The organism is Fibrobacter sp. UBA4309 (assembly GCF_002395745.1).
Taxonomy (GTDB): domain Bacteria; phylum Fibrobacterota; class Fibrobacteria; order Fibrobacterales; family Fibrobacteraceae; genus Fibrobacter.
In genome coordinates this window covers 17,486-41,708 of sequence record NZ_DGUN01000016.1, presented here as the reverse complement: position 1 = coordinate 41,708, position 24,223 = coordinate 17,486, and the positions used below count along the sequence as shown (strand labels likewise).

Annotated in this window: 21 protein-coding genes; 7 read left to right on the top strand and 14 right to left on the bottom strand. The window is 55.5% G+C overall.

Features of this window, described 5'->3' with window-relative positions; all coding sequences use genetic code 11:
* Positions 1-154 precede the first annotated feature (154 nt).
* Genes B3M32_RS01835 through B3M32_RS01820 form a run of 4 tightly spaced genes read right to left on the bottom strand, consistent with a single transcriptional unit; the run spans position 155 to position 2,952 of the window.
* Positions 155-1,213 carry a macro domain-containing protein gene (locus B3M32_RS01835; protein WP_290743026.1) on the bottom strand — a complete coding sequence of 353 codons (1,059 nt, stop codon included), beginning with the start codon at positions 1,211-1,213 and terminating at the stop codon, positions 155-157.
* A 4-nt stretch (positions 1,214-1,217) separates the two neighbouring features.
* Entirely contained in the window at positions 1,218-1,877 is a 660-nt protein-coding gene (locus B3M32_RS01830; protein WP_290743024.1) for a histidine phosphatase family protein, read from the bottom strand.
* Positions 1,878-1,904: 27 nt separating this feature from the next.
* Complete coding sequence (locus tag B3M32_RS01825) at positions 1,905-2,435, bottom strand: phosphatase PAP2 family protein (protein ID WP_290743021.1); 531 nt, start codon at positions 2,433-2,435, stop codon at positions 1,905-1,907.
* A gap of 10 nt (positions 2,436-2,445) precedes the next feature.
* A complete protein-coding gene (locus tag B3M32_RS01820; RefSeq protein WP_290743018.1) occupies positions 2,446-2,952 on the bottom strand; it encodes a DNA-deoxyinosine glycosylase in 507 nt (168 codons plus the stop codon).
* A 136-nt stretch (positions 2,953-3,088) separates the two neighbouring features.
* Between B3M32_RS01820 and B3M32_RS01815 the strand changes: the two genes are divergently transcribed.
* Positions 3,089-4,261 carry an acetate/propionate family kinase gene (locus tag B3M32_RS01815; RefSeq protein WP_290743015.1) on the top strand — a complete coding sequence of 391 codons (1,173 nt, stop codon included), beginning with the start codon at positions 3,089-3,091 and terminating at the stop codon, positions 4,259-4,261.
* Positions 4,262-4,351: 90 nt separating this feature from the next.
* Here the strand turns inward: B3M32_RS01815 and B3M32_RS01810 are convergent, their stop codons facing one another.
* The 3 genes from B3M32_RS01810 to B3M32_RS01800 all read right to left on the bottom strand — a co-directional run bounded on the left by B3M32_RS01810 (position 4,352) and on the right by B3M32_RS01800 (position 10,693).
* Positions 4,352-7,096 carry an Ig-like domain-containing protein gene (locus B3M32_RS01810; RefSeq protein WP_290743012.1) on the bottom strand — a complete coding sequence of 915 codons (2,745 nt, stop codon included), beginning with the start codon at positions 7,094-7,096 and terminating at the stop codon, positions 4,352-4,354.
* A gap of 133 nt (positions 7,097-7,229) precedes the next feature.
* Positions 7,230-9,077, bottom strand: coding sequence for an ATP-binding cassette domain-containing protein (locus tag B3M32_RS01805; protein WP_290743009.1), 1,848 nt, complete (start codon positions 9,075-9,077; stop codon positions 7,230-7,232).
* A gap of 92 nt (positions 9,078-9,169) precedes the next feature.
* Positions 9,170-10,693, bottom strand: a complete 1,524-nt coding sequence (locus tag B3M32_RS01800) for a hypothetical protein (RefSeq protein ID WP_290743006.1) — start codon at positions 10,691-10,693, stop codon at positions 9,170-9,172.
* A gap of 148 nt (positions 10,694-10,841) precedes the next feature.
* Here B3M32_RS01800 and B3M32_RS01795 point away from each other — a divergent pair, with 148 nt between their 5' ends.
* Positions 10,842-11,951: a hypothetical protein gene (locus B3M32_RS01795; RefSeq protein ID WP_290743003.1), complete on the top strand. Its 1,110-nt coding sequence runs from the start codon at positions 10,842-10,844 to the stop codon at positions 11,949-11,951.
* A 60-nt stretch (positions 11,952-12,011) separates the two neighbouring features.
* Here B3M32_RS01795 and B3M32_RS01790 read toward each other — a convergent pair whose 3' ends face one another.
* Both B3M32_RS01790 and B3M32_RS01785 read right to left on the bottom strand, forming a co-directional pair.
* A complete protein-coding gene (locus tag B3M32_RS01790) occupies positions 12,012-12,458 on the bottom strand; it encodes a PepSY-like domain-containing protein (RefSeq protein ID WP_290743000.1) in 447 nt (148 codons plus the stop codon).
* A 307-nt stretch (positions 12,459-12,765) separates the two neighbouring features.
* On the bottom strand, positions 12,766-13,158 hold the full coding sequence (locus B3M32_RS01785) for an NADH-quinone oxidoreductase subunit A (RefSeq protein WP_290742997.1): 393 nt from the start codon (positions 13,156-13,158) through the stop codon (positions 12,766-12,768).
* Between the two features lie 67 nt (positions 13,159-13,225).
* On the opposite strand from B3M32_RS01785, the gene B3M32_RS01780 reads away from it, so the two are divergent.
* Positions 13,226-14,140: an FISUMP domain-containing protein gene (locus tag B3M32_RS01780; protein WP_290742994.1), complete on the top strand. Its 915-nt coding sequence runs from the start codon at positions 13,226-13,228 to the stop codon at positions 14,138-14,140.
* A gap of 86 nt (positions 14,141-14,226) precedes the next feature.
* On the opposite strand, the gene uvrC is transcribed toward B3M32_RS01780, so the two are convergent.
* Positions 14,227-16,083: an excinuclease ABC subunit UvrC gene (uvrC, locus tag B3M32_RS01775; protein WP_290742991.1), complete on the bottom strand. Its 1,857-nt coding sequence runs from the start codon at positions 16,081-16,083 to the stop codon at positions 14,227-14,229.
* A 114-nt stretch (positions 16,084-16,197) separates the two neighbouring features.
* Between uvrC and B3M32_RS01770 the strand changes: the two genes are divergently transcribed.
* Complete coding sequence (locus B3M32_RS01770; RefSeq protein ID WP_290742988.1) at positions 16,198-17,034, top strand: hypothetical protein; 837 nt, start codon at positions 16,198-16,200, stop codon at positions 17,032-17,034.
* 43 nt (positions 17,035-17,077) lie between these two features.
* On the top strand, positions 17,078-17,395 hold the full coding sequence (gene zapA / locus B3M32_RS01765) for a cell division protein ZapA (protein ID WP_290742985.1): 318 nt from the start codon (positions 17,078-17,080) through the stop codon (positions 17,393-17,395).
* Between the two features lie 304 nt (positions 17,396-17,699).
* Here zapA and B3M32_RS01760 read toward each other — a convergent pair whose 3' ends face one another.
* Both B3M32_RS01760 and B3M32_RS01755 read right to left on the bottom strand, forming a co-directional pair.
* Complete coding sequence (locus B3M32_RS01760) at positions 17,700-18,464, bottom strand: hypothetical protein (RefSeq protein ID WP_290742982.1); 765 nt, start codon at positions 18,462-18,464, stop codon at positions 17,700-17,702.
* A gap of 23 nt (positions 18,465-18,487) precedes the next feature.
* Positions 18,488-20,422 (bottom strand): glycoside hydrolase family 30 protein, encoded by a 1,935-nt coding sequence (locus B3M32_RS01755; RefSeq protein ID WP_290742979.1) that lies wholly within the window; start codon positions 20,420-20,422, stop codon positions 18,488-18,490.
* 168 nt (positions 20,423-20,590) lie between these two features.
* On the opposite strand from B3M32_RS01755, the gene B3M32_RS01750 reads away from it, so the two are divergent.
* The gene (locus B3M32_RS01750) at positions 20,591-21,367 is read left to right on the top strand and encodes a hypothetical protein (RefSeq protein WP_290742976.1); all 777 of its coding nucleotides are present in this window, start codon (positions 20,591-20,593) and stop codon (positions 21,365-21,367) included.
* Positions 21,368-21,371: 4 nt separating this feature from the next.
* Positions 21,372-22,448, top strand: a complete 1,077-nt coding sequence (locus B3M32_RS01745) for a TIGR04133 family radical SAM/SPASM protein (RefSeq protein WP_290742972.1) — start codon at positions 21,372-21,374, stop codon at positions 22,446-22,448.
* Between the two features lie 74 nt (positions 22,449-22,522).
* Here the strand turns inward: B3M32_RS01745 and B3M32_RS01740 are convergent, their stop codons facing one another.
* Both B3M32_RS01740 and B3M32_RS01735 read right to left on the bottom strand, forming a co-directional pair.
* Entirely contained in the window at positions 22,523-23,266 is a 744-nt protein-coding gene (locus B3M32_RS01740) for a DNA alkylation repair protein (protein WP_290742969.1), read from the bottom strand.
* 6 nt (positions 23,267-23,272) lie between these two features.
* Complete coding sequence (locus B3M32_RS01735) at positions 23,273-24,202, bottom strand: bile acid:sodium symporter family protein (RefSeq protein ID WP_290742966.1); 930 nt, start codon at positions 24,200-24,202, stop codon at positions 23,273-23,275.
* Between the last annotated feature and the right edge of the window lie 21 nt (positions 24,203-24,223).

The following is a 24,223-nucleotide window of genomic DNA, read 5'->3' as shown; positions in this document are numbered from 1 at the left end:
ATTCGTGCGGCTTAGGTAGTGGTCACTGGCTTGGTGCGTTCGCACCTTCGCGTTTGCGACCGGTTAACGATGGCAATAATAGATGCTAGGTGAGGCGATTTGGTCGCCTGGCAGGCGACATTTTAAATTGGCGTTTTTGAGCGAATTTTGGCAGTTATACGCCTAGAGTCGGCAGCCCGAACTTGAAAAGCATGTTATTGATTTCCCAGATATCGTACATTCCGCGCTCGATAAAGTACGAAACGACCAGGTCGCCCCTGTTGGAGGGCGAAAGCGCGAGTTCCGCGCGGGCGAGCAAGTCTTTTGTTTCGTCCATGTTCAGGTGGAGCGCAATGGCGAGCGCGAGGACCGTCTTCTTGGTGGGCTTGTACTTCACGTTGCTGCGGATTTTTGAGAAGTGCTTGCGGTCGAGATTCGCCTTCTTGTAGACATCCACGTCGTCCAGGTTCTTCTCGTGAATGAGATTGAAAAGTTTGTCGCAGAAGGTTTCGCCTGGTTTCGCGAGAATGTCATCGAGGCTTGCCGAACATTTTTCCGCATGTTTCTTCGCTTGTCCATCGGCAATAGATAATCTATTTTCGATGAATTCGTCGCTACATTCCTCCAGAGGAATGTTACCGCGCGGTTCTTCAAGTGCATAGTACCGCTCTTCGTCGGGAATGTTGCGTTCTCCGTACTTTTCCTGTACGTAATTGTCGTCGACAAACGCCTGGATGTCGCTGTACAAGTCCTCGGAGACTTCGAACGCCTTGCGGTCAAAAACCACGAGCGTCACCAGCATTTCGTTTGTCTGCAAGAAATCGCCAATGGCCTGCGTCGCAATCCTTACAGCGTAATCCTTCGGGAACCGGAACACCCCGCTAGAAATAAGCGGGAAGGCGATGGATTCGCAGCCCAGTTCCTTTGCCTTCTCGAGCGCATTACGGTAGCAATTTGCGAGTGCGGCAACTTCGCCGGACTTGCCGTCGTTCCACTTGGGGCCCACGGTGTGAACGATGTACTTCGCGTCTAGCGCGAACGCGGGCGTCACCGCCACCTCGGCAACATTCAGCGGGCCTACCTGCTCGCGGGCCTTCAGCAAATCTTCGCGACCGGCGGCCTCATAAATATGGTATTCGGTACCGCCACCGCAAATAGGCTTCCTGTTCGCGGAATTGACTATTGCGTCGGCCTTGACCTTGGTAATGTCGTTGCGTACAATATTTAAAGGCATAGGACTAGAACTCCAGCCACCCCGTTTCGAGACCGGTCACGGGAACGATCCTGCGCGGAGTCTTCCCTTCCGGGCCAGTCACCACGGCCATTCCGGTGAGGTAGTTCATCCAGCGCTGGGGCGTGAAACGCATTTTACAGAAGTGCGTGAGGCAAGGGACCACCCAGGCGTCGTGCGTCGCGAAGATATTGAAACGTGCGCAACCCTTTTCGAGCATCGTCGAAAGCATCTCTCTGGAGCGGCTTGCCAACGGGTAGAATGCGCCAGCGCCGGTGCGCGGTACTCCCGATGCCTCACTTTCTAGCCATTCACAGATTCCCTCGTAAAACCCGGCGCGCAGCACCTTTTCGAACTCGCCCTGGTCCTGCACGAAAAAATCGCCAAGGCAACCGAGCGGTTCCACATGGACCTCGCGAAGCCCGTGCCCTTCCCCGATGCAACGGGCCGTTTCCATACAGCGTCCTACCGGGCTCGAGAAAAAGACCATGTCGCCGTCGGGGATGCTCCGGCCAAGCGAGAAAGCCTGCTCGCGACCGCGTTCCGTAAGACCCACATGCGCGCCGTAATCGGGGTCGTTAGGCGTAATGTGGTTGCGTTCTCCGTGACGTATCAGGAGGAACACGCGCTCGTCACTCGCCAGCGACCCAAAAAAATCTTTTCCCAAAACAAAGTCCAAGAATGACACAATTCCCTAAAAAATCGTTATCCAAATCAAGTGCCCAATGACAAAACTCAAAATGCCCAGGACAAAGCCGCACAAAATGTCCGTGAGCCAGTGCACGCCAAAGTACACGCGCAAAAGTCCCCACGTAAGCGGCAAGAGGATCATGAGCCAGCCGTACTGCGGCACCGCGAAGAACACCGCCGAAGCCACCGCCAGGTTGTTCATCGTGTGACCCGAAGGGAAGCTGTACTTGTCGAGCGGCGGAACTTCCGCCTTGATTTGCGGGTTCGCCGCGAACGGGCGCGGGCGTTTGGTATTGAGTTTAACCACCTCGTAAAGCACAAGGCTAACCGCGAGCGCCATCAGCGCCTGCCAGAGGATCGGCAAAAAGCGGTCCCAGCCGACCTTCAAGAAGACGAACAGCGCAAAAGCGGCCCAAATGTAGCCGTCGCCGAGGCGCACGTAAAACTTGAGCCAGCCGTTCACCCTTTCCGAAAAGTGACGGTTGGTCCAGTATACCGAAACACGGTTGTCAAAATCTGCGATTTTCTTGAGCATCGTCATGAATTTAGAATATTTGGGCAATCGCGCTGTACGCCACGACCAGTTCTTCCAGGGAAACCGCACAGTTCGCGGGCGAAGTGGACGGAAGCCTTTCGGCATCGATACCGACATCCCTGGCGCAGTATTTCTGGTACAGCTTGTGGGCCGTGGCTCCCGTACAGAAAATGTGCGAGACCTTCGACTTCTTGACGAGTTCGCCTATCTTGTTCGGAACGACATCCTCGATGCTCGTGTCACTCGCACCGACGATAGTGCAGCTTTCCAGCACATCCCACAGCGCAACGTGATGCCTCTTGAGCATCGCCTTTTTCTGGGGAATCGACTCGGGGACAGGTTCGCCGAGGACCTGCGCGAGCACCTTCCAGAAGCGGTTCTGCGGATGCCCGTAATAGAACCCCATCTCGCGGGACTTGGGCGAAGGAATCGAGCCAAGCAGCAATACACGGGAATTCCTGTCGTAAACCGCCGGAAACTCGTGCGAAACAAATGTACGGGTGGATTTGGAGGGCATCGCCCCCAATGTAGATAATTCAAATACGCATTCCAAAGCCAGCCACACCTCAAAATGCTATAATTTCTCTCAAGAACATCGGCACAGGATCCTTCGCGGACCCCCAACCACCAACCACTAACCACTGTTTACTAATATGCGCGTACTCGTTCTCAATTGCGGCAGCTCCTCGGTCAAGTTCGCCGTTATCGACACCCAGACCAAGGAATCCATCTCTAGCGGCCTCGTCGAAAACATCGGCGTGAATGGTCACGTCAAGGCCAAGGGCCCCGAAGGCAACATCGACTTCAATTTCGACTGCCCGACGCACGCCGAAGCCGTCGCCGAAGTGCAGAAGTTCCTCGCCGAACAGAAGCTCATCGACACCATCGAGGCCATCGGCCACCGCGTGGTGCATGGCGGCAAGTACATCAAGAGCGAGAAGGTCAGCCAGGAAGTCATCGACTACATCCGCAGCATCACGCTGTTCGCCCCGCTGCACGAACCCGCACACACGACCGGCATGGAATGCGCCACCAAGTTCTTCCCGAAGCTCCCGCAGGTCGCCGTATTCGACACCGCCTTCCACCAGACGATGCCGCGCAAGGCCTACCTCTACGGCATTCCCTACAAGTTCTACGAAGAAGACAAGATCCGCCGCTACGGCGCACACGGCACAAGCCACCGCTTCGTGACCGGCGAGGCCGCCAAGATCCTAGGCAAGAAGCCCGAAGAAGTCTGCCTCATTACGGCTCACCTCGGTAACGGTTCCAGTTGCTCCGCCATTTTGAACGGCCAGTGCGTAGACACCACCATGGGATTCACCCCGCTGGAAGGCCTCATCATGGGCACCCGCTCCGGAAGCATCGACCCGGCCATCCTCTTCTTCATCAGCAAGAAGTACGGCTACGATATCGACCGCCTCGACAAGCTCGTGAACAAGGAATCGGGCCTGCTCGGCCTCTCCGGGCTCAGCAACGACATGCGCACCCTGACGCAGGCCGCAAGCGAAGGCCACGTCGGCGCACAGATCGCTCTCGAAACGTTCGCCTACAGGCTTACCCGCGAAATCGGCGGCATCGCCATGGCTCTCCCGCGCATCGACGCGCTGGTGTTCACCGGCGGTATCGGCGAGAACAGCAAGCTTGTCCGCAAGATGGCGATGGACAACCTCAAGATTCTCGGCTACCAGATCGACGAAGCCCGCAACGAGAAGAACGGCAAGGAATCCGGCCACATCATTTCGAAGGACGGTACCCCGACCGCGATGGTCGTCGCAACGAACGAAGAGTTGCTCATCGCGCTGGATACTGAAGCTCTTGTGAAATAAGCGATCAACGCATTACAGAAAAGCCCCGCTTCCGCGGGGCTTTTCTCATTTATAAAAGATCCCCGCCTGCGCGGGGATGACAAATGCGGGTTACTTAATCGTCCAGGTCTGGTTGTTGACGCGGAGGATCTTGCGGCCCTGCACCTTTGCGGCGGCGTTACGCACGTCGGCTTCGGACGCAGGCAACGCTGACTTCCACATCACGCGGCCCTGCATATCCATCATGGCAGCCACGCCACGATTGGCAGCAATGGCACCACGCCAGCTCGCCGTCGGAGCGGCAGCGATAGCTCTGGTACCGATAGCGCCATCAGAGCCCACCCGGACATAAATACTCGCGGTCACATAGGTGGTGGCATCGGCGCACTTTACGCCGAAGGCAAGCAGGTCGCCCTTTTCAAACGTTGCCGTTTCCTTGGCCGAAAGCACCAGCGTATCGCCCTTGACTACGACATCCACCTTCCTAGCCAGCATGGCGGCAAGATTCGGAGTGTATTCCAGCGTATCGCCATCGATATCCTTCACGTAATCCGTCATGGCAATCTTGACGGTCCAATCGTCGACTTCCTTGATATTGATGGTATCCGTCTTCAACACAACCGGCTTGTCGTTCACCGGCGTAATCTTCACGTGAACCTTCAGTTTCGAGGTACCGCCTTCTTCATCCGTCGCGGACACCGTCACATAGGCATCGCCCACGGCATCCTTTGCCAGCTTGATAGAAAGGGCGTTTGCGGTAGTGATTTCCGAAGTAGTCTTCTTGTCGTCGCTGGAAGCCGCCAAGGTTATCTTTCCCTCACTCTGGAACCAGGAAGCGACAACCACCTTCGAGAAGATGATTCCCTTGGCATTGTCTTCTTCAATGGTCGTATCGACTATCGCCGGATCGATAGTGATAGTCGGGCCATCGCTCACATCCTGCACGTTCAACGTCACCTTGACCGTATCCGACTTGGTCTTGTTTTCGTCGTCCGTATAGACATAGTAGGTGAAGAAGTCCTCACCGACATAGTCCGCCGTCGGGGTGTACGTAAATCCGCCATCCTTCGACAGCTTGACTTCGCCATGGCTGGCCCCCTTGACAAGCACTGCAACCAGCAGGACTTCGGAATCGTCCGGATTCACGTCGTTTGCAAGTACACCGTTCTTGGCGGCAATGGTCATAGTACTGTCTTCGAAGACATCGTATGCATCGGCAACAGCCAGCGGCGGGTCATCCACCGGGGCAACCTTCACGTAGAAATCCACTCCCGCAGTGAACTCTCCGTCATCGGCATAGTACGTCACCTTGGCAAGGCCATTGGCATCCTTCTTGGCGGTAACCACAATGTACGAAACCTTGCCGACTTTCTTGATTTCGGCCTTTACCAGTCCATTGGTCTTCACGCGCATTTCGATATCCGAGTCCACGTCGCTAAACACGGCATTCTCATCAGAAATCAGGACCCAGATGGAGTCCGTGAAATCTTCGTCGACCGAAATAAACGACTTCGGATCGTCGAGAGTCACCACGAATTCGTCACCGTCGCCTATCGTATAGGTAATCATCGAATCCAGGATTTCCACAACCGGCGGGTCGTTGATGTCCAGGACTTTAATCTTGAACTTCACCGTATCGCTTACGCTCTTGGGATTTTTTGTCTCGACCGCATAGAGCGAGAAGTAGACCTCGCCATAGAAATCGCCAGGAGCCTTGTAGGTAAAATGTCCCATATCTTTATCAAACGTGAAGGATCCTGTTTCCGGTTCTTCGTCAAGAACGAGATCGATTTCATCCCCGTCGAGATCTGTAGCGAAATCATAGAGAGTGCAGCTCTTGCCCGTACAGGAAACAGTCTGGCCCTGGGTCACCACGTACGTCGTATCCCTGATTGTCGGTGCATGCGGGATGTCTATCGGAGTAATGGCGATGGACACCGAGGCCTTTCTGCCAGACGGATCGGTCGCCGTAATCACCATGGTATATTTATCGGTTTTCGGATTCGGATTCACCGTAAACTCGATAGCGTCCTTCAACGTGGTGTGCTGCGTATCGTCGTACGAGGAGACCACGTCCTTGTTCCCGCTAAAGGTCGCCGATATCGACAGATCGTCACCGTCAGCGTCGCTGAAAATATCGGACATCTTGAGAACAAGCTTTTCGCCTTCGTTCAGTTCATACTCCGTTTCAAAACTGGCATTCACTTCGGGAGCATGCTGCGGGCATTCGTCGGCAAGGCGCACGGCGTAAATGTAAACTTCGTTGCTGACACCATATTTCTTAACATGTTCTCCCTTATAGCTGAACTGGAGGCCATTCTGTTGCTTGACGTTCCACTTATTGGTCGAAGTCGTTTTAGCCCAGCCCAGTTCAAGATCGGCGAAAGCCACAAACTTGTTTATCTTTTGGCCATTGGTCGTCGGAAGCAGGGTGCCGAAATAGTTGTAATCATCAATTGTCGCCTGCACAAAATCCAGACGAACCGGATTTGTCGCAGAATAGTTCAGACAGACGCCGGTAAACGCAGAAAGGTTAGTCGTCTGCGTTTCATACTCCTCGTCCACAGCCCAAACGAATCCGAATCCGGCGCCATCGTCCGTCTTTGCGTTGCTAGAAGTGAACGTACCGCCAAGAACATAGGGAACGTCCGTAGCCTTGGGCTTTTTCCAAGTAAGGGTCACTTCCGAATTGGATGCCGGGTTAGTGTACTTGTACGGATTCTGCGGGGGATACGTCTCGCTAACTCCGTCTTCATCCCACACAATGCGTTCTGCCGTAGCGGCGGACGTCACCGAGAACATGCAGGCAACCACGCCGAAAACCAGCATGGAGGAAATTTTTCTTTCAGTAGCCATCGGAGTCTCCCTTGTTATTTTTTAATTACATTACTATATAAAATTATATCAAAATGTGCGCTTTGTCACAAGAGGGAGCCGAAATTTAGTTTGGACAATTTACAACGGCGAATTCAGTCCAAAAAGGGCGTTTTTAGATGGCATCAAGCTCGCCGAACCGATTATAGGCGTTTTCGAGGTCCGTTTCGTGTTCGGCGAGGGACTTTTGCAGCTCAATAATGCGATTTGCATCCGTATAGACTTCCGGCTTGGCAAGTTCCGCCTGAATACCGGCAATTTCAGCTTCAAGTTTCTCGATTTTCTCCGGAAGAGCGGCATATTCGCGTTCTTCGTTATAGCTACGCTTGCGCTTTTTGGCCGTATTTGCCGAATTTTCCGCATTTTCAGCACCGGAGCGTCCTTGCGCCTGGGCATTTTTCTTGAAATTCGCCTTTTCTTCGGCTATTTTAGCAGCATTCGCCTTTTCTTTTTCGCGAATCTTGCGTTTATTTTCGTAATCCGTGTATCCACCGACGGCTTCAAACACGTTTCCGCCGTCTTCGATGGCAAAAATACTTGTTACGACAGAATCCAGGAAGGCTCTATCGTGACTTACGGTCAAAACCGTTCCCTTGTAGTCGGCCAAAAGTTCCGCCAAGAGGTCGAGCGTTTCCATGTCCAGGTCGTTGGTAGGCTCGTCGAGCACGAGCACGTTGCTCGGGTGGCTAAAGAGACAGGCGAGCAAAAGTCGGTTCCTTTCGCCGCCGCTCAGGGCGCTAATGGGACCGCGTGCCCGCTCCGCCGAGAACAGGAAATCTTGCAGATAACTTAACACATGGCGCTTGACACCGTTCAAGGTGATGTAGGCCTGGCCGTCTCCGATATTTTCGACAAGCGACTTGTCTTCGCGCAGGCGCGTACGCATCTGGTCAAAATAGGCAACCTGCAAGTTCGTCCCCAGGCGCACTTCGCCCGAGTCGGGCTTGAGTTCGCCCAGAATCAAGCGCAATAAAGTCGTTTTGCCGGAACCGTTCGGGCCAACAATGCCGATGCGGTCGCCACGGGAGACTTCGGCGGAAAAACCGTTTATCAGGGGAGCCCCTTCGTAGGAATACGTGACGTCGGTGAGTCGCGCTACCAGGCGCCCGGATCGTTCGGCCTCCGTAATCTGCATGTTCACCGATCCGGTGCGCGTGCGCCGTTCCGCACGTTCCTGCCGCATCTTGATCAGCGCACGCACGCGGCCCTCGTTCCGGGTCCGCCGCGCCTGGATGCCCTTGCGTATCCAGACTTCTTCTTCGGCCAGGCGCTTATCGAAAAGCGCGTTCGCTTTTTCTTCTTCGGCAAGGGCCTGGTCCCTGAACTGCACGAACTTGTCGTACGGGAAATCCCAGGAACGCACACGGCCGCGGTCCAGTTCAAAAATGCGGGTCGCCACGCGCCGCACGAAGGCGCGGTCGTGACTCACGAAAAGCACGGCGCATTCCAGGCGCGAAACGATTCCTTCCAGCCACTGGATGGCAGGAATGTCCAGATGGTTCGTCGGCTCGTCCAAAAGCAGCAGGTCGGGATTCTCGGCAACAGCCCGTGCAAATAGCACGCGACGCTTCTGCCCTCCCGAAAGGCTGTCGTACAAGGCGTCCGCCGCGATACCCGTCTTTCCGAGGATGGCTTCGGCATGGCTATTGCGCGCGGAGTCTCCGGCGTCGTGATTGCCCGTCACGGCAGCAACCCCGGACATCACTACATCACGGACCGTACCTTCCATATGGGCGGGGATTTCCTGGATCATGCGGCTCACGCGGAGTCCCGACTTCTTGACGATATCGCCCGAGTTCGCCTCCATCTCGCCTGTCAGAATCTTGAGCAGCGTACTCTTTCCTTCGCCGTTACGGCCCACCAGGCAAATGCGGTCACCCGCCTCGATATCGAACGACACGTTGTCTAAAAGCGGCGGGCCGCCAAAACGGAGCAAGATGTTCTGTGCAGAAAGAATAGGCATCGCAAATGCAATTTAGAAAAAGTTTAGCATATGCGAAGCCCATAAAAAAAGCCGCACGGAAACCCGTGCGGCGTTGCATGAGGAGTATTGTTTTAGAAGCCTGTATTGTTGATGACCTTTGTCATGAGACGCACGCCAGCAGCACTCTCGACAATAGCGAGGAGCCTGCCCTTGCCGGCCTTCGGCAGCATGCCGCCGGTTTCGCCGAACTGAGCCACCACATTGCCGCGCACGTCGAAGAGCTTCACGCGGGCTCCGGCCGGAGCGCCGGTAATTTCGAGACGGCCCATCGAGACGTGCATGCCGAGTTCCGGCTTGGCGAGGCCCGTGCCACAAGACGTGGTAGCCGTATCCGTCGAGCTCGTGTCGATAGAAGCGGTCGTATCGGGCCCCGGAGCGGCCTCGAACGGGAGATTCGGCGTTTCCCAGTCAATCCAGTCACCATAGTTGTCAATCTTGAATCCCTTGCCGTTCGTGGGCTTCACGTGGATATCGGTATTGGCATCCTTGTTGCGGAGGAACTTGTCCACGAACGCCGTCACGGACTTGGTCTGGCTACTGGCCGCCTGACAGTGCTCATGGCCGCCGGTAAAGTCAAAACCTATACGGTCTTCGATGCCCATGGCCTTCCACACTTCAGTCGCCGCCATCATGGACTTGTAGCCCGATTCGTCGCCCAGCCATTCGTAACCGGGGTTGCCAAGAGCAATCACCGCACGCGGGGCAATCATGGCAATGAGTTCGTGATGGTCGTGCGGCAACTTGTACGGGTCTTGGCGCTGCAGGCTCTGCATGAACCAGCTGTAGTTCGTGTTGTCAATCTTCTCGATGTTCGTGCCGCGGCTCGCAAAGTCTGCGGAAGTGCGCCACGAGTTGATGCCGCCGCCACCCGATTCCTGAGCGATGGTGAGCGTCACGCGTTCGTCGAAGGCACCCGCAAAGAGCGCCATCTTGCCCGCATAGGAACAGCCCGTAACCGCAATCTTGCTCATATCGAGGTGGTACTCGTCGGCAATCAGCGCAAGACCGTCAATCAGGCGGCTCACGCCCCAAGACCATGCGGAATAGTCACCATTGGAATTCTTGTTGCCATAGAACTTGTAGAAGCCCACGCCCGTGTCCTTCTGGCCGTTCATGGAGTATTTCGCCACCTGGTCGTGGCTGAAGGGCACCTGCACAAAGCCGCTGAAGATGCTCGAAGAAAGCGAACCCGTACCGCTGTTCATGCCGATGATAATCGGGTGCGGCCCGTTGCCCGAGGGAATGCTGAACTTAGACGTGATTGTCATCGTCTTGCCGCCTTCCTTCACCGTCACCGTGAGGGTGCCGCCGCTGTAGGTGGCGCTCACGTCGGAAGGAATCGGCTTGTCGCCAATTTCGTACTTCTCGATATCTGCCTTGATTTCGTTACGGCGCTTGCTCCAGTCATCAAACTTGGTGACCTTGGAACCGTCGTGGAATTCGAACGGGTTGGGCAACTTTTTGTTGGATTTGAGTTCACCTGCCGTAGCTCCCAGGTCCTTGCCCCGGTTCTCGACATCGTAATTGAGCGGTGCCTGCGCAGCCATTGCCGCGGTAACGCCCAACGCCAAAAGAAAATGAACCGACTTGTTCATAACTCCTCCTCTTTTGACATCCCATACTTTCCATAGGTTTATCTAGATTTTTTCGGAACCCCCTTCCCACCCGGCCGAATTTATATCGTTTACAAATTGTAAAAACAGGCCTTTCGCACGGAGGCGGTATTTTTCTAAATTTCTTGCAGTGAGTAATCTTGCCCGAAAAGCCCTATCCGCCATGGCCGCCCTCGTCGCGGCCTTTGCGGTATCGGCCCACGCGCAATCGGACTCTGCGGCCAAAAGCGAAAAAGACAGCTTCCAGCGCTACGCCGTCGTCCCCGTACTCGGCTACACCGAGGAGACCAAGTTCGAATACGGCCTCATGGGCAACCTCTTTTTCAAGCCCTCCTTCGAGGGCGGGCGCACCAGCGAGCTCGACATCATCGCCTACGCCACCACCGAAGACCAGTATTCCGCGTCCATCTCGCCGCTGTTCTTCTTGATGCACGACCGCGTATCGGGCAAGGTCTACCTCTTCTACGAAAGCTGGAGCACCAACTTCTACGGATTCGGCAACGATCCCGACAAGGACGAATTCCGCCAGCTGACGCGTTCGACTTTTTACAGCGAAGGCCTGATAGAAACGAACTTCTTGCTCCCGCAAAGCTGGTCGGCATTCAAATACGGGATAGTCTACCGCATCAACCATAGCGAATTCGATTTCGACGATTACAGCGGCCCCATAGAACATCCCGGCAACGTAGACGGCTGGCGCAACGGGTTCGGCTACCACTTCAGCTACGACACGCGCGACAACCTCAACTGGGCGCGGCACGGCTACCTAATCCAGTGGGACCACAAGTTCTATCCCGGTGCACTGGGCGACTACGCATTCCGTTCGCAAGAGCTCGACATGCGCGGCTACAGCGAGTTCATCTGGAACACATCCATGGCCGCAGGCTTCCTGTGGCAGCGGGTCAGCGGGGACGTCCCGTTCGACATGCTCGCCGGGCCCGACGGCATCAAGCGCTTCCGCGGCGTCAAGACGAACTATTTCAACGGCGAACAGGCATTATTCCTGCAGACCGAATTCCGCAAGGCCCTGTTCTGGCGGCTCGCGGGCAACATCTTCTTTGAAGGCGGCAAGACGGGCGACTACTTCAGCGACCTCATGCGGAACAAGTGGCACACCGGGCTCGGTTTTGGCGGCCAGTTCGCGCTCAACATGAGCGAGAAACTCTACGCCCGCGCCGACTTCTCGTGGATAGACTTCGAGCAGATAGGCGTCACGTTCTACATCCGCGAAGCTTTCTAGAAAAGACTACAAGAAAAGCAGTCCCGTTCGGGACTGCTTGGTTCTTGGAGCATAAGAAACTCAGTCGTCTACTTTAACCAGCTTGAACCGCTTGTTGAATTTCAGTTCCTTCCGGTTAGCAAGTTCTACTTCGAAACCTCCGTCTTCCCTGTCAATCTTCGTCACGGCAACGGTCGCATATTTCGCCTTTATGTAATTGGCAATTTCCTTGGGAACAAAAATGGCAGGGACGCCGTCGACCTTGTTTTCGACCTTCTCCCAGTTTCCGTCTTCATCGACTTCGAGTTTCGCGCCGCTATCCAGGCCGAGCTCGAACTTGGCCTTTTCGAAATAACTTCCTTCCTTTTCGGCATAGAGGATTTGCTGGTTAGGGAACTGCTGGGCGACAAACGTCTTGATCGTTTCGGGCAAGTTGTCGACAGCGACATAGGCGCTCTTGGCAAAGACCGTGACAGCCAGGATCAAGGTGCAGGCGAGTGTCATTGCAATTTTGTTAACGAGTTTCATTTCAGGCTCCTTTGTTAAGGCTTTTCTTGTTTACGCTTTTAATATACCTCCTTAAATTCATAATGTCCAATGCATAATTTTTGCGTTTTTAATCAATTATTTTTATCAATAAGCCACCAAGGCTCATTTTTCATACCTCAAGCGGTCTTACGTGAGCAACAAAGCCCCAGTTATTAAACTGGGGCGGTTGCGAGAGTGAGTGCCAGCCCTGTACTTGTCTTACTGATTCTAGCACGAACGGTCTCATAACAAGACGCGGACCCCGCAACGGGGTCCGCACCTTATTTATTTGAGATAGAACACTCTACTAATCTTTAATGCTCGTCCAGTCCAGCACACCCTTCTTGTACAGGTAGATATAGCCCGCTTCAAGAATCAGCAAGAAACCGAGAAGCACGATCAGGAGTTCCCAGCCGGCGCCCAGGAACTGGACGGTCCACGGGTAGAGAAACGCCACTTCGAGGTCGAAGACCAGGAAAAGCATGGCCACCATATAGTACTTCACCGGATAGCGTTCGTTCGCCGTACCGGAAACGTGAGCCAGGCCACACTCATATGCAGAGCCCTTGATGAGAACCTGCTTGATTTTACCCGGGTGCAGGAACCAGTTCGCCAGGAGGAGAACCGTAGGAATGCAGACCGCCATGATAACCAGGATGGTTATGGCGAATGTGGTGTCGAAAACTTCAACATTGCTCATAGTGACGAAAAAGATAGTAAAAAAGTTTTTTCCGTCATGTCCAAAAAACTAAAGTATATTTCAGTATATGAAACGTTACATCGCTTTTTTCAGCATTTTTAGCGCTCTTTCCCTTATTTCGGCATGTACCTCGTCTTCCGACCTGGCAGCGGTCGAAGACGAACAGGAAGAACAGTCTACAGTCACATCATCTGAAAGCAAAACCGCATCCAGCTCCCAGGGTTCGACGATGCAGGACAGCGTCTTTGTAAAGGACTCCACGAAGGTAAAGAAAGATACCATCGTCGACAAGGTCTACGTCTCGACAAACACCGAAAAGGTGTCCAGTCCCTACTACAGCAGCGCCACAACCTTCTGCTGGAACGAAGGCTGCGAAGCGAACATTTCCTCTTCGTCCGCAGCCAAGAGTTCCCCGTCCACCGAATCCAGTTCTTCTCAGGGCGGAGTCACTATCGAGATCCCGTCCGACGAACCCCCGACACTGAGCGACGACCACACGACGCTGACCGACAACCGCAACGGCAAGACCTACGGCCTCAAGGAAGTCGGCGGGAAGCTCTGGATGACCCAGGACCTCGACTACGAGACCAGCAACAGCGAATGCTTCAACGACGACGACAGCAACTGCGAAACCTACGGTAGACTCTACAACTACATCGTCGCCACGAGAGCCTGCCCGCAGGGATGGAGACTCCCCTCCAGAGCCGAAGCCCAGGCCGCGATTGACGACTCCTCCTACACGTGGAGTTACAGCGGCCGCTGCAAGGACGGCAGCTGCGACTTTACCGAAAAGATGGGATTCCACTGGACATCGGCCGAGCCGCAAAGCGGAGACAAGAACTTCGAATCCAACAAGGGCGACAGCTTCGCCGTAATCATCGTGGAAAAGCACCCCGATTACGACAAGGAAGACCCCGTGAAGAAATTCTTCCAGGTCGACTCCAAGTCCAAGTTCTTCAGCGTCCGTTGCGTGCAGGAATAACCTGAACGCCATCCCGAGCACATTGTGCGAAGGACCTAGACCAAAAACCCCGACACGGTCGGGGATTTTTTTTGGCATTCTCATCTTTATTTTTCCGGAGGAGTGATAAAGTCGGCGCAGTACTTCGCGACCTGTTCGCGGACGCTGTTCCCGCGGACTTTACCCAGCAGATCGACGATATCCTCGAGCGGGGCGGCCATGAAGGCCTCGGCGCTCCTGTACTTGGAGAGGATCTTCACGCGGGTCTCGTGGCCCACGCCGGGCATCTTGAGCCATTCCACTTCCAGGTCCTTCTTGCGCTTGCTCCGCTGGTACGTGATGGCGAAGCGGTGCGCCTCGTCGCGGGCGTTCTGCAGCAGTTTTAGCGCGGGACTCGTGCGGTGCAGCACGATGCTCTTGCGGTCGTCGGGAAACACGATTTCTTCCAGGCGCTTCGCGAGCCCGATAAGCGGCAGGTCCTTGTCGTGCCCGAGCTCCTTCAGGATTTCCATGGTGGCGTCCACCTGGCCCTTGCCACCGTCGCATACCCAGAGGTCGGGCATGGGCGTACCCTCCTCTTCCAGCCTGCGGATTCGGCGGGTCATCACCTCGCGCATGCTCGCGAAGTCGTCCACGCCCGTGACCGTCTTGATGATGAACTTGCGGTAGTTCGCCTTGTCGGGCTTGCCGTTCTTGAAGGCGACGAGGCTTGCCACCGTGTTCGTGCCCGACAGGTGCGAAATATCGACGCACTCGATGCGGAAGGGGGTCTTCTTGAGGCCCAGCACCTTCTGCAGTTCAAACACGCTCTGGTCTATCTCGCTGTACTTCTGCACCTCGGCGCGCATCTCCACAAGGATCATGTCGACGTTCGCGCCGGCCAGCTTGAGGAACCCAACCTTCTCGCCGCGCTGCGGGTTCGTGACATTCACCTTGTGGCCCGCGTTCTTGGCGAGCGCCTGCTCCAGGGGCTCGCGGTCCGCTTCCAGCGCCACGTCGGTCGCAATCTCGCCCGGGATGTGCTCCACGTCCAGGTACCACTGCACCAGCATCTGCTGCAGGATGCCCGCCTCGTCTTCTTCGAGCTTGCATTCCAGGCGGTAGTGGCGGCGGCCGCTAAGCACGCCGTTCCTGTACTCGAAAATCACGGCGGCCGCCATCGTCCCGTTGCGGCGCAGGCTGAGCACGTCCAGCGAGAGGTTCGGGTCCGTCACGTCGGTCTTCTGGTGGATTCCCGTCGCACGCAAGGCCTCGATGGCGTCGCGCTTCTTCATCGCGGTCTCGAAATCCAGCCGGTCGCTCGCCTCCTGCATCTCGCGCTCCCATTGCCCGATAAGGTCGTCGCGCTTTCCGTTCAGCAACATCTGCGTCTGGAGCACCGACTCGCGGTACTCTTCCTTGGTTATAAGCCCCGCGCAGGGGGCGCTGCACCGGCCTATATAGTAGTTGAGGCAGGGTCTCGCAGGCCTTGCGAGCGGGAGCTTGAGCTTGCACTCGCGAATCTTGAACAGGCGGGCGGCAATGTCCTGCAGCTGGCCTATCATACGGGAATTCATGTAGGGCCCGTAGTACTGGCAGCCGTCCTTCCGGACCGCCCTCGAGAGGAACAGCCTCGGGAAGTCCTCGTGCACCGAGAACGCGAGGTACGGGAAATGCTTGTCGTCTTTCAGGAGAACGTTGTACTTGGGCGTGTGCTTACGGATAAGGTTCGCTTCCAGGATAAGCGCCTCGGACTCGCTCTCCGTAATAATCCACTCGATGTCGCGGATATGCGGCAGCATCAGGGTTGCCGCGCGGTGGCCCGCATGGTCGCTGCCGTCAAAGTAGCTCCGGACGCGGTTCTTGAGCACCTTCGCCTTGCCTATGTAGATAATCTTCCCCTGCGAGTTCCGCATGATGTACACCCCCGGCAGTGCGGGGAGCTCGGCCAGGCGGCGTTCGATGTGTTCGTTCACGGGAAGCATACTCTGTCAAAAGTAAAAAAGGAACCATACATAATTTTCAAAAAATTACTACCTTACGCTGTTTTTTTATATATCTTATTAAGGGATTTTCCCCTTGAACACAACGGAGCGAAAATGAATCTAGAGAACATCAACCTTCTATCACAAAAGGTCGACAGCGTACTTGTCACCATACGCAACCTTCGCCAAGAGGTTGCAGGGCTAAAACAGGCTCTTGCCGGCACAAAGGCAGAACTACAAGACAAAAACATGCTCCTGAATACCGCCAGCTCCGAGCTGGTCGAATGCAAGGCGGCCCTCACCGCCCGCGAAAACCAGGTGACCGCCCAGACAGAAGCGTTGAACATCAAGATTGACGAAATCAACGGGCTCCGCGGACAGCTGTCCGCCCAATGCGAAGAAATCGCGACCCTCAAGAGCGCCCTCACGGAAAAGGATTCCTGTATCGACAGCCTCAACAACCAGCTGGCCGAAAAGAGCGCCTCCATCGATGCCCTGAACGCGGACATCGCCGAAAAGGCGAACGCCATCGAGAAGATGAACGACACCATCCAGGCACAGGGCGAAGAAATCGCCGAGGCCCAGGAAAAGTTCAAGCAGCTTCTCGCCACCATCGAAAACGAACTCGGGACCGAATTCCCGATCGACCAGTCCCTGACCCCGGACGAACCCGCGGCAGCGGCAGAACCGGCCGCCACCGAAGAACCCGCTCCCGCAGTCGACCCCGTTGCCGAAGAACCTGTTGCCGAAGAACCTGCCGCCGAAGAACCTGCTGTCGAAGAGCAGGCCGCAGAATCTATCGACGAAACCGCCCAGGAAGAACCTGTCCTGGATTTCAACCAGATTTCTGAAGACGAAGACCTCCCCATCGAAGTTCATGGCGCTAACGAAAAAGACAACGATTTATTCTCTGCGAGCAATGGAGGCTCGCAAACAAATTTTTTCGGCTAAACTGGCTGATGGACGATGATCCATTCGGCGTAGGAATGAAATAATGGCAGACGTAGAAACACACAGATCCATAAGTATCAACGTTGCCAAGGAACGGCTCCAGATCCGCACGGACCTCTCCGATGCGGACCTGAAGGAAATTGTCGACTACATCGACGAACGTTACGAAAGCTACGGCAGGTACAACCTCGAAGCCGGGAAACGCCTGGCGCTCCTCGCCCTGGAAATGGCCCAGCAGCTGTTCGAAGCCAAACGCAGGCTCCATCAGGCCAAGGTGTACCGTGAACAGGTAGACCAGAGCATCAAGGACATCTCCAGCCTCCTGGAAGAAGGAATCGAGCAACCCAAGGACTGGGAATAGTTTTTTTACAGAAACCTGACAAACAAAGTACAAATTATAGCGTCCAGGCTATTGCTTTTTCTTTTGTCCGGGTTTATATTTAGAATATAGGCATCACACGGATTAACGCCCGATCTAACAAGATTAATTCAGCTCGTTGCTCTTGTGGTCTAGTTTAGGCGCGCTACGACGCGAAAAACGAAGCACCAAGGCACTGCTATCATTTCATAATAGTAGTTTCGAGTGTTCCACCGTGTAGGATGCCTTTTTTTGTACAAAAAAAAGCCCAGCACCTTATTGGCCCTGGGCGATTTCTTTTTTTAGGCTAGGCCTTGGGCTTGACGCAAGAGCGGATTACCAGGAGCTGCGAGGGCACGTACACCCACCAGATGAAATTGTTGGCCAACGTCGCAACCATCTGCAGGGCGCTATGGTCGTCGCCGGATATCATGGAAAGTCCGACCAGCGCATCTCCGAAGAACCAGACGATCATGCCGATGCGCACAAACTTGGCGTTCTCTGCGGGGTAGAAGCCCTTGCGCGGAGCAAGAATACCCACGACAATCGAGGTGATGAGAAATACGGCATAGGCGACCACGAGAGCGACCGTAAAATCGAGAATCTTGGTCGCACCGAGCACCACGGCGGCAACAAGCGCGACCGCCAGGAGCCAGTAAATCTTGGGAATGCTGTTGTCGGATTCGGACGTACGCGAATGCCTGTAGATAAGGACCGTCTGGAAAACCATGAAACAGGCGATGCCAAGCGCCGTGCTCAACGAACCCGTATCGGGAGCAATCGCCTTGATCATGCTGAAGCTGAAGTCGGCGAGCAGCGAGAAGATGAAGGCTATGCGCAAGATCTTGCCATCACGCACGCTGAACCCGTTGGCAGCCGTCACAAAAGCCAATGCCGTCAGCATGACGGACATCGCGAACTTCGTATAAAGCTGGAGCTGTCCGGCATCGGAAAGGCAGACGCTCACAGCGCCGCAAGCGTGAAAGTCAAACCAGTCCTTGACCGTGGTAACGAGGAGAAGGATGGCGAGAATGGAGAAAACGATTTTTTGGATTTTTGTCTGTAAAAGCATGGACAAAGTATAGCAATTCAGAATTACCGTACTCGAATCTGGCGCACGTGACGCCCCTGCTTCACGACATATATTCCCGGACGGAACTCCTGCGGGCGGAATTCCGGCATACTTTTCAGGAGGTGTCCCTGCAAGTCAAATACCTGCACCGGGATTCCCGCACGGATTTCCGAAACACGCCCGTCGAAACCGCGCAACGCCGTGATGGTCGTGTCCGTCGTATCGGGTTCCACGAACGGGTGCGCCGGATCGTCCACCACCACCTTGAACGTCACGGAGCCTTCGCAGCCCGAGGCGTTCGTGTGGACCGCCTTGTAGTAGCCGCTCATGGTGCCGTCCATCTTGCCGAGGTGTATTTCGCGGTTCGTGGAGGTAAAGCCCTTCGGGCCGGTCCATACCCAGCGACCGCCTTCCCACGGATGCGGGCCAATCGAGAGCGAGTCGCCCTTGGAAAGCGATATTTCGGTTTCGGTGGACCAGCCATCGTTATTGTTGATTTTAGAATACGGGATAATGGAATCCGGCTTGCAGGCGCCGCCCTCGGCACCGTCAATCACCATCGTGGTAATCGTGTTGGCCTTCGCCGTCATCGAGAGCGCCTTGCCCGAAATCGCGATATCGGATTGTTTGGTCAAGCTGCCGGGCAGTTCGAACCGCACCACCTTCGCGCTCGTGCCAATCTTCACGAACTCGCCCAGGTCGAAGCTGTACTTCACGTCGCTAGAGCCGCTGTTGCGCACGATAAGCACCAGGGCGCCGTCGGGCGTGAGTGCCGCGAGCGTATTGCCGTTGTCGCTATCGATAATGCGGGATCCCGGACGGATGTAGCGGCTGAAAGCGGCATGCATGTAGTAGCGCGCGTTCGGCGTGAAAGTCTGCTTGCTGTGGTTGAGCGCGAGGCTGCGCCAGTTCTCGGCCGGGTCGCCGATCTGCCAGTCCACCCACGCTTCCGCATGCATGTCGCGCAGGTCCTGGATAATCACGTTCGCCATCCAGAGCGCGATATGCTCGTCGCCGCTCTTGCTGAGCGGGCCCGTCTCGGACTGCCAAAGGCGCTTGTTCAGGCCGAAGGCGCGGTTGAAGAGCTGCTTGCGGTAACTGCCGTCGGAATAGCTGTGCGTGTTCACCTGACCCAGGTAAGAGAGCGCCTCCGCGGTGTAGTTGCCCAGCTGGTCGTGCGCCTGCTTGATGGACGTCTCGTCGGCAGCGCTCACCGACGTTTCCGGGAAGAGCCCCTTCTTCTGGAGCGCCTTGCCGAGTTCCACAATCATCCTGGACTGGTTGTTCTTGAAGCCGCAACCTTCCTGCCCGCCGTTCGACTTCCACCAGCCGGCGCTAGGCTCGTTGAACGGTTCCACCGTGCGGAACGTGAGCCCCCATTCCGTCTTGAAATGGAGCGCCACTTCGGAGAGGTAGTCCGCGAAGTCGTCGAAATAGTCTTCCTTGAGGTTGTCGCTGCCGTCGCTACTTCCCGAAACGCAGCCGCTCTTGGTCATCCACCACGGGGGCGAATTGCTGAACGCCTCGAAAATCGGGTCCTTCACGCGCTTGGCGAGTTCCAATGCAATCGCGCGCTGGTACGGGTCGGCCGTCCAGTCGTAATCGCCTTTTTCTGTCGGCTTGTAACCTGGAACCTTGCCGCCACCATCACCCTTCGTAAGGTGGTCATGGCCCGGCTGGTCGCCGCCGCCGATGTTGTAGCGGAAAATCGTGTAGCCCAGTCCCGTATCGGGGTCGGCAATCGCACCGATGAGCTTGCTGCGGTTCGCCTCGCTCCAGGCGCCCGCCTTCACGGCCCACCAGCAGAGGCTAGTGCCCCAGCCTTCGAAAACCTGGTACTTTTTTCCCGGATCCACGACGACCTTGGTCTGCGCATGCGCAGGGGATGCAATGCCCGCAAGGCACGCAACGCCGAAAGCCGCCGAAACAGCTGTAAATTTTTGAACCAATCCCTTCATGTAAATAAATATACCCCTTTGCCCTTCAAATGTCAAACATTTTCCCATATAAGGCGTTTTGGAATCTATCGAACCCATTTATCACGTAAAAATGCAACCTACTTGCAAAGCGAGAACTGTTTATATATATTAAAAAGGTTAACCACTTTGTCCAAAAAGGAGTTTCAGATGTTTTACAGGCACTGGAAAAAAATCTTGCTCTCGATGACCGCCTTCTTCTGGGCCAGCTGTGACGACACCGCCTCCAGCAATGCATCCGAAGAACCTGCATCCAGCGCCTCCATCGACCAGCCCGCCTCCAGCGCCGCGGTAACGCCCCCGGGCTCGAGCGCTTCGACCGAAGGAGCATCTTCCAACTCCACCGAAGCAGCCCCGGAATCTAGCGCAACCGACAATCCGGCTTCGTCCGAAACGGCTGCAGAAAGTTCTGACACCGGGACGTCGGCGGCCAGCTCCTCCGATACCCCTAACATCGGGAGTTCCGGTTCCGTGGCCAGGAGTTCCAGCGGCGAAATGATTGTGCCCAAGTATGGCGTACCGATGAGCTCCAGCATGGTCGCGGCAAAGTACGGCGTCTTAATGCCCAGTTCCAGCAGCGAAATGGTCGCTCCCAAGTACGGCGTGATGTTCACTTGCGAACGGAAGGGCAAGAAGATTGCCTGCGAAGACGGCGTCACCTGCGTAGAAGAGGAAAAGGAGACGGAGCAGACCCCGCAGTGCAGCGGAGACCAGGTTTGTGCCAAGTACGGCACCGTGGTCGTCAAGGAAACGACGTACAAGTGCGACGACGGCAAGGTCTACAACTATGCCGAATTCCAGTCCAAGTACACTATCCTAGACGGCGCGGTAGACCTGTACGGATGCCCGAGCGACATTTGCGGCCCCGACACCCTCGTAGAAGCACAGCCCCTTTACGGCGTCTCGAACACGGTAATGCATCCCTAAAATAATGAAACTCGGCATAAAGAAAAAACTCGCACTCGAGGCGTACCGTCTTTATCGTCACAACGAAATCAAGGCGCACCCGCTCACGTACTTCTTTTGGGAATGCACGCTGCGCTGCAACCTGCATTGCCAGCATTGCGGTAGCGACTGCGTTGCCGACGCCATTCCGGACATGCCCCGCGAAGATTTCTTGCGGGTACTGGACAGCATCGCGCCGCATATCGATCCCAGGAACTTTGCCGTAGTGATTACCGGCGGCGAACCGCTGATGCGCGCCGACCTCGAGGAATGCGCACAGGAAATCAAGAATCGCGGCTATGCCTGGGGCATGGTGACAAACGGGCTTGGCCTAAATCCCGAACGCTTTACCAATCTCATGAATGCGGGACTGCGCTCGCTCACCATCAGCCTGGACGGCCTCGAAGAAAACCACAACCTTTTCCGCGGTAACCCGCACAGCTTTGAACGCGCCGTGCGGGCCATCCACATGGCGGCCAGCGTCGAGGAACTCACCTTCGACGTGATGACGTGCGTGAACAAGAAGAACCTGAAAGAACTCCCGCAGCTGCACAACCTGCTCGTGAATCTCGGTGTCAGGAACTGGAGAGTCTCGAACGTGTTCCCGAAGGGACGCGCCAAGGACAACCCGCTATTCATGCTCACGAACGACGAGTTCCGCCAAACTTTTGAATTTATCCGCGAAGCGAAAAAGAAGCAGATGATCAACGTGAACTACGACTGCGAAGGGTTCCTCGGAAGCTACGAAAAAGTCGTCCGCAACAACCCGTTTTTCTGCTGGGCGGGAGTGAATATCGCATCGGTGCTTTGCGACGGAAGTATCTCGGCTTGCCCGAGCCTGCGCGGCGACTACATCCAGGGCAACATCTACAAGGACGACTTCTGGGATGTATGGCAGAACCGCTACCAGGTGATGCGCGACCGCAGCTGGGCAAAAATCGGCGAATGCAAGGATTGCAAATACTGGCGCTACTGCGAAGGCTCCAGCCTGCATCTCCGTGATGAAAAAACCAAAGAGCTTGCATACTGCCACGTAGCGAGACTCGAAGCCGCTGGTGCGTGATGACAAATGCGTAAGGCGAGAGTCGCGACCAAGTGTACTTGGTCATGACCGAGCGGAGCGATTCCGCACCCAAATTATTTCAACTTGCGCAGAGTTTCTTTTTGCTCCGCCGTAATGCGGTAGCTTTCGCATGCTTTCTGGATGGTCTTGTTGTGAATCCAGGGCGAGAGTTTACGGCCCTTGATGTAGGGGAACGTCGCGTCCCATTGCTTGGCGAGGGCGGTCGCGAAGTACCAGGCGATAACCATCTGCACGTAGTAGCGGTCGGTGGGGCGTGCCTTAGCGCCCGCGGCGCCCGAATCGGAATCGTCGAAAACGTTCTCGTCAATAGCGGCAATCCATTTCAAGAAGCGTTTTTCGAACCGCTCATCCAAAAAAAAGTTCATGAGCATGTTCACGCCGAACCGCACCGTGTAAGGCTCGCGCGACTTGAGCCATTTTTCAATGCTCGCCAGAAAGCGTGTCTCGTCCTTGAGCAAGGCCTTAGGCGACTTGCCGTCGCATACCGCCCAGTTGTCTATGTAAGGCAAGAACTGTTCTATGCGGGCGAGGCATTCGTCAAAATCCTTGATGCGTTCCACCACAAAGAGGTGAACCTGATTCTCCTCAAAATACTTGTGCGGCAGCTTGTCCAGGAACTTGCCGAGTTCTACCGGCGTCGCAGACGAAGCAAATTCCTTCGCGATTTTCCTCATCGTGGGCACGCGCACGCCGATAATCGATTTCTTGTCGATGTTCGGCAACAGCGACGCATGGAAGTCGCGGTACTTCAAATCCTGTTCGGCCAGCAGGCGCTTGACAAGTTCAGCGGGAGTCACGGGAAACTACTCCTTCTTTGCCGGCTCCGTACCTGCAGGGTCCTCCGGCTTGATGCGCGCCGACAAGAAACTCAGCACCAGGTTCTGCCACACCACGTAGCAAGTCGGGGCAAGCGCCACCACGGGGCCTGCATACAAGGTAGAAATCCAGATGACGAGCGTCGTATTCTTCTGGCCCATGCTCTGCGCGCTTTCGATGGGGCGGCGATTCCTTTCGACATACCAGCCGAGCGCATAGAGAAGAATGCAGAGAATCAGCGAGATGCCCGCCATCAAGGGGAGCTTGCCGCTATTCCACAGTTCCGTAAAGCCCATCTCGCGGATATCGTAACTCGCCTTCGCCAAAATCACGAATACCGAGAACGTCCAGATGAACATCGTGTACTTCTGGAATTTCGCGGCGCGGTCGGCAAGTTCCGGATAAAAGGCGCGCAGGCCAAGCGCAAACGCAAGCGGGATGCTGATGATGGGCTGGATGGTGTTGAACATCTTCATCGCGATTTCGCTCAAGTTCGCTTCGGTACCGGTGAGGTAGCCGAACACGACGGGAATCGAGAAACAGGCGATGAGGTTACCGCTCAAGAAAATCTTCAATGCGAGCGATGCCGAACCGCCGAGCATCTTCGCCATGGCGGGGGCCGCGTTTGCCGGCGGACAAAGCGCGATGATGGCGCCGCCGAGCAGCACCTCGCGCGGGAGGTTAAACAACTTCACGATTCCGGCGAGAGCAGCAACGAGCAATAGACTCACCACGAGAGCGCGGATTTCGATCTTGAAGGTGTAGCCGTGCGTCTGGGGCGGAATTTTCGTCACGAACGTAAGGAACATCATCGAGCCGATCAAAAACGGCATCATCGGCGAAAGCACGTGCGCCTGCGGGATAAGAATCCCGAGGATTATCGCAATCGGCATCAATATAGCCCGCAGATTCTTCATAATGCGGTCAAATTTAGAAAA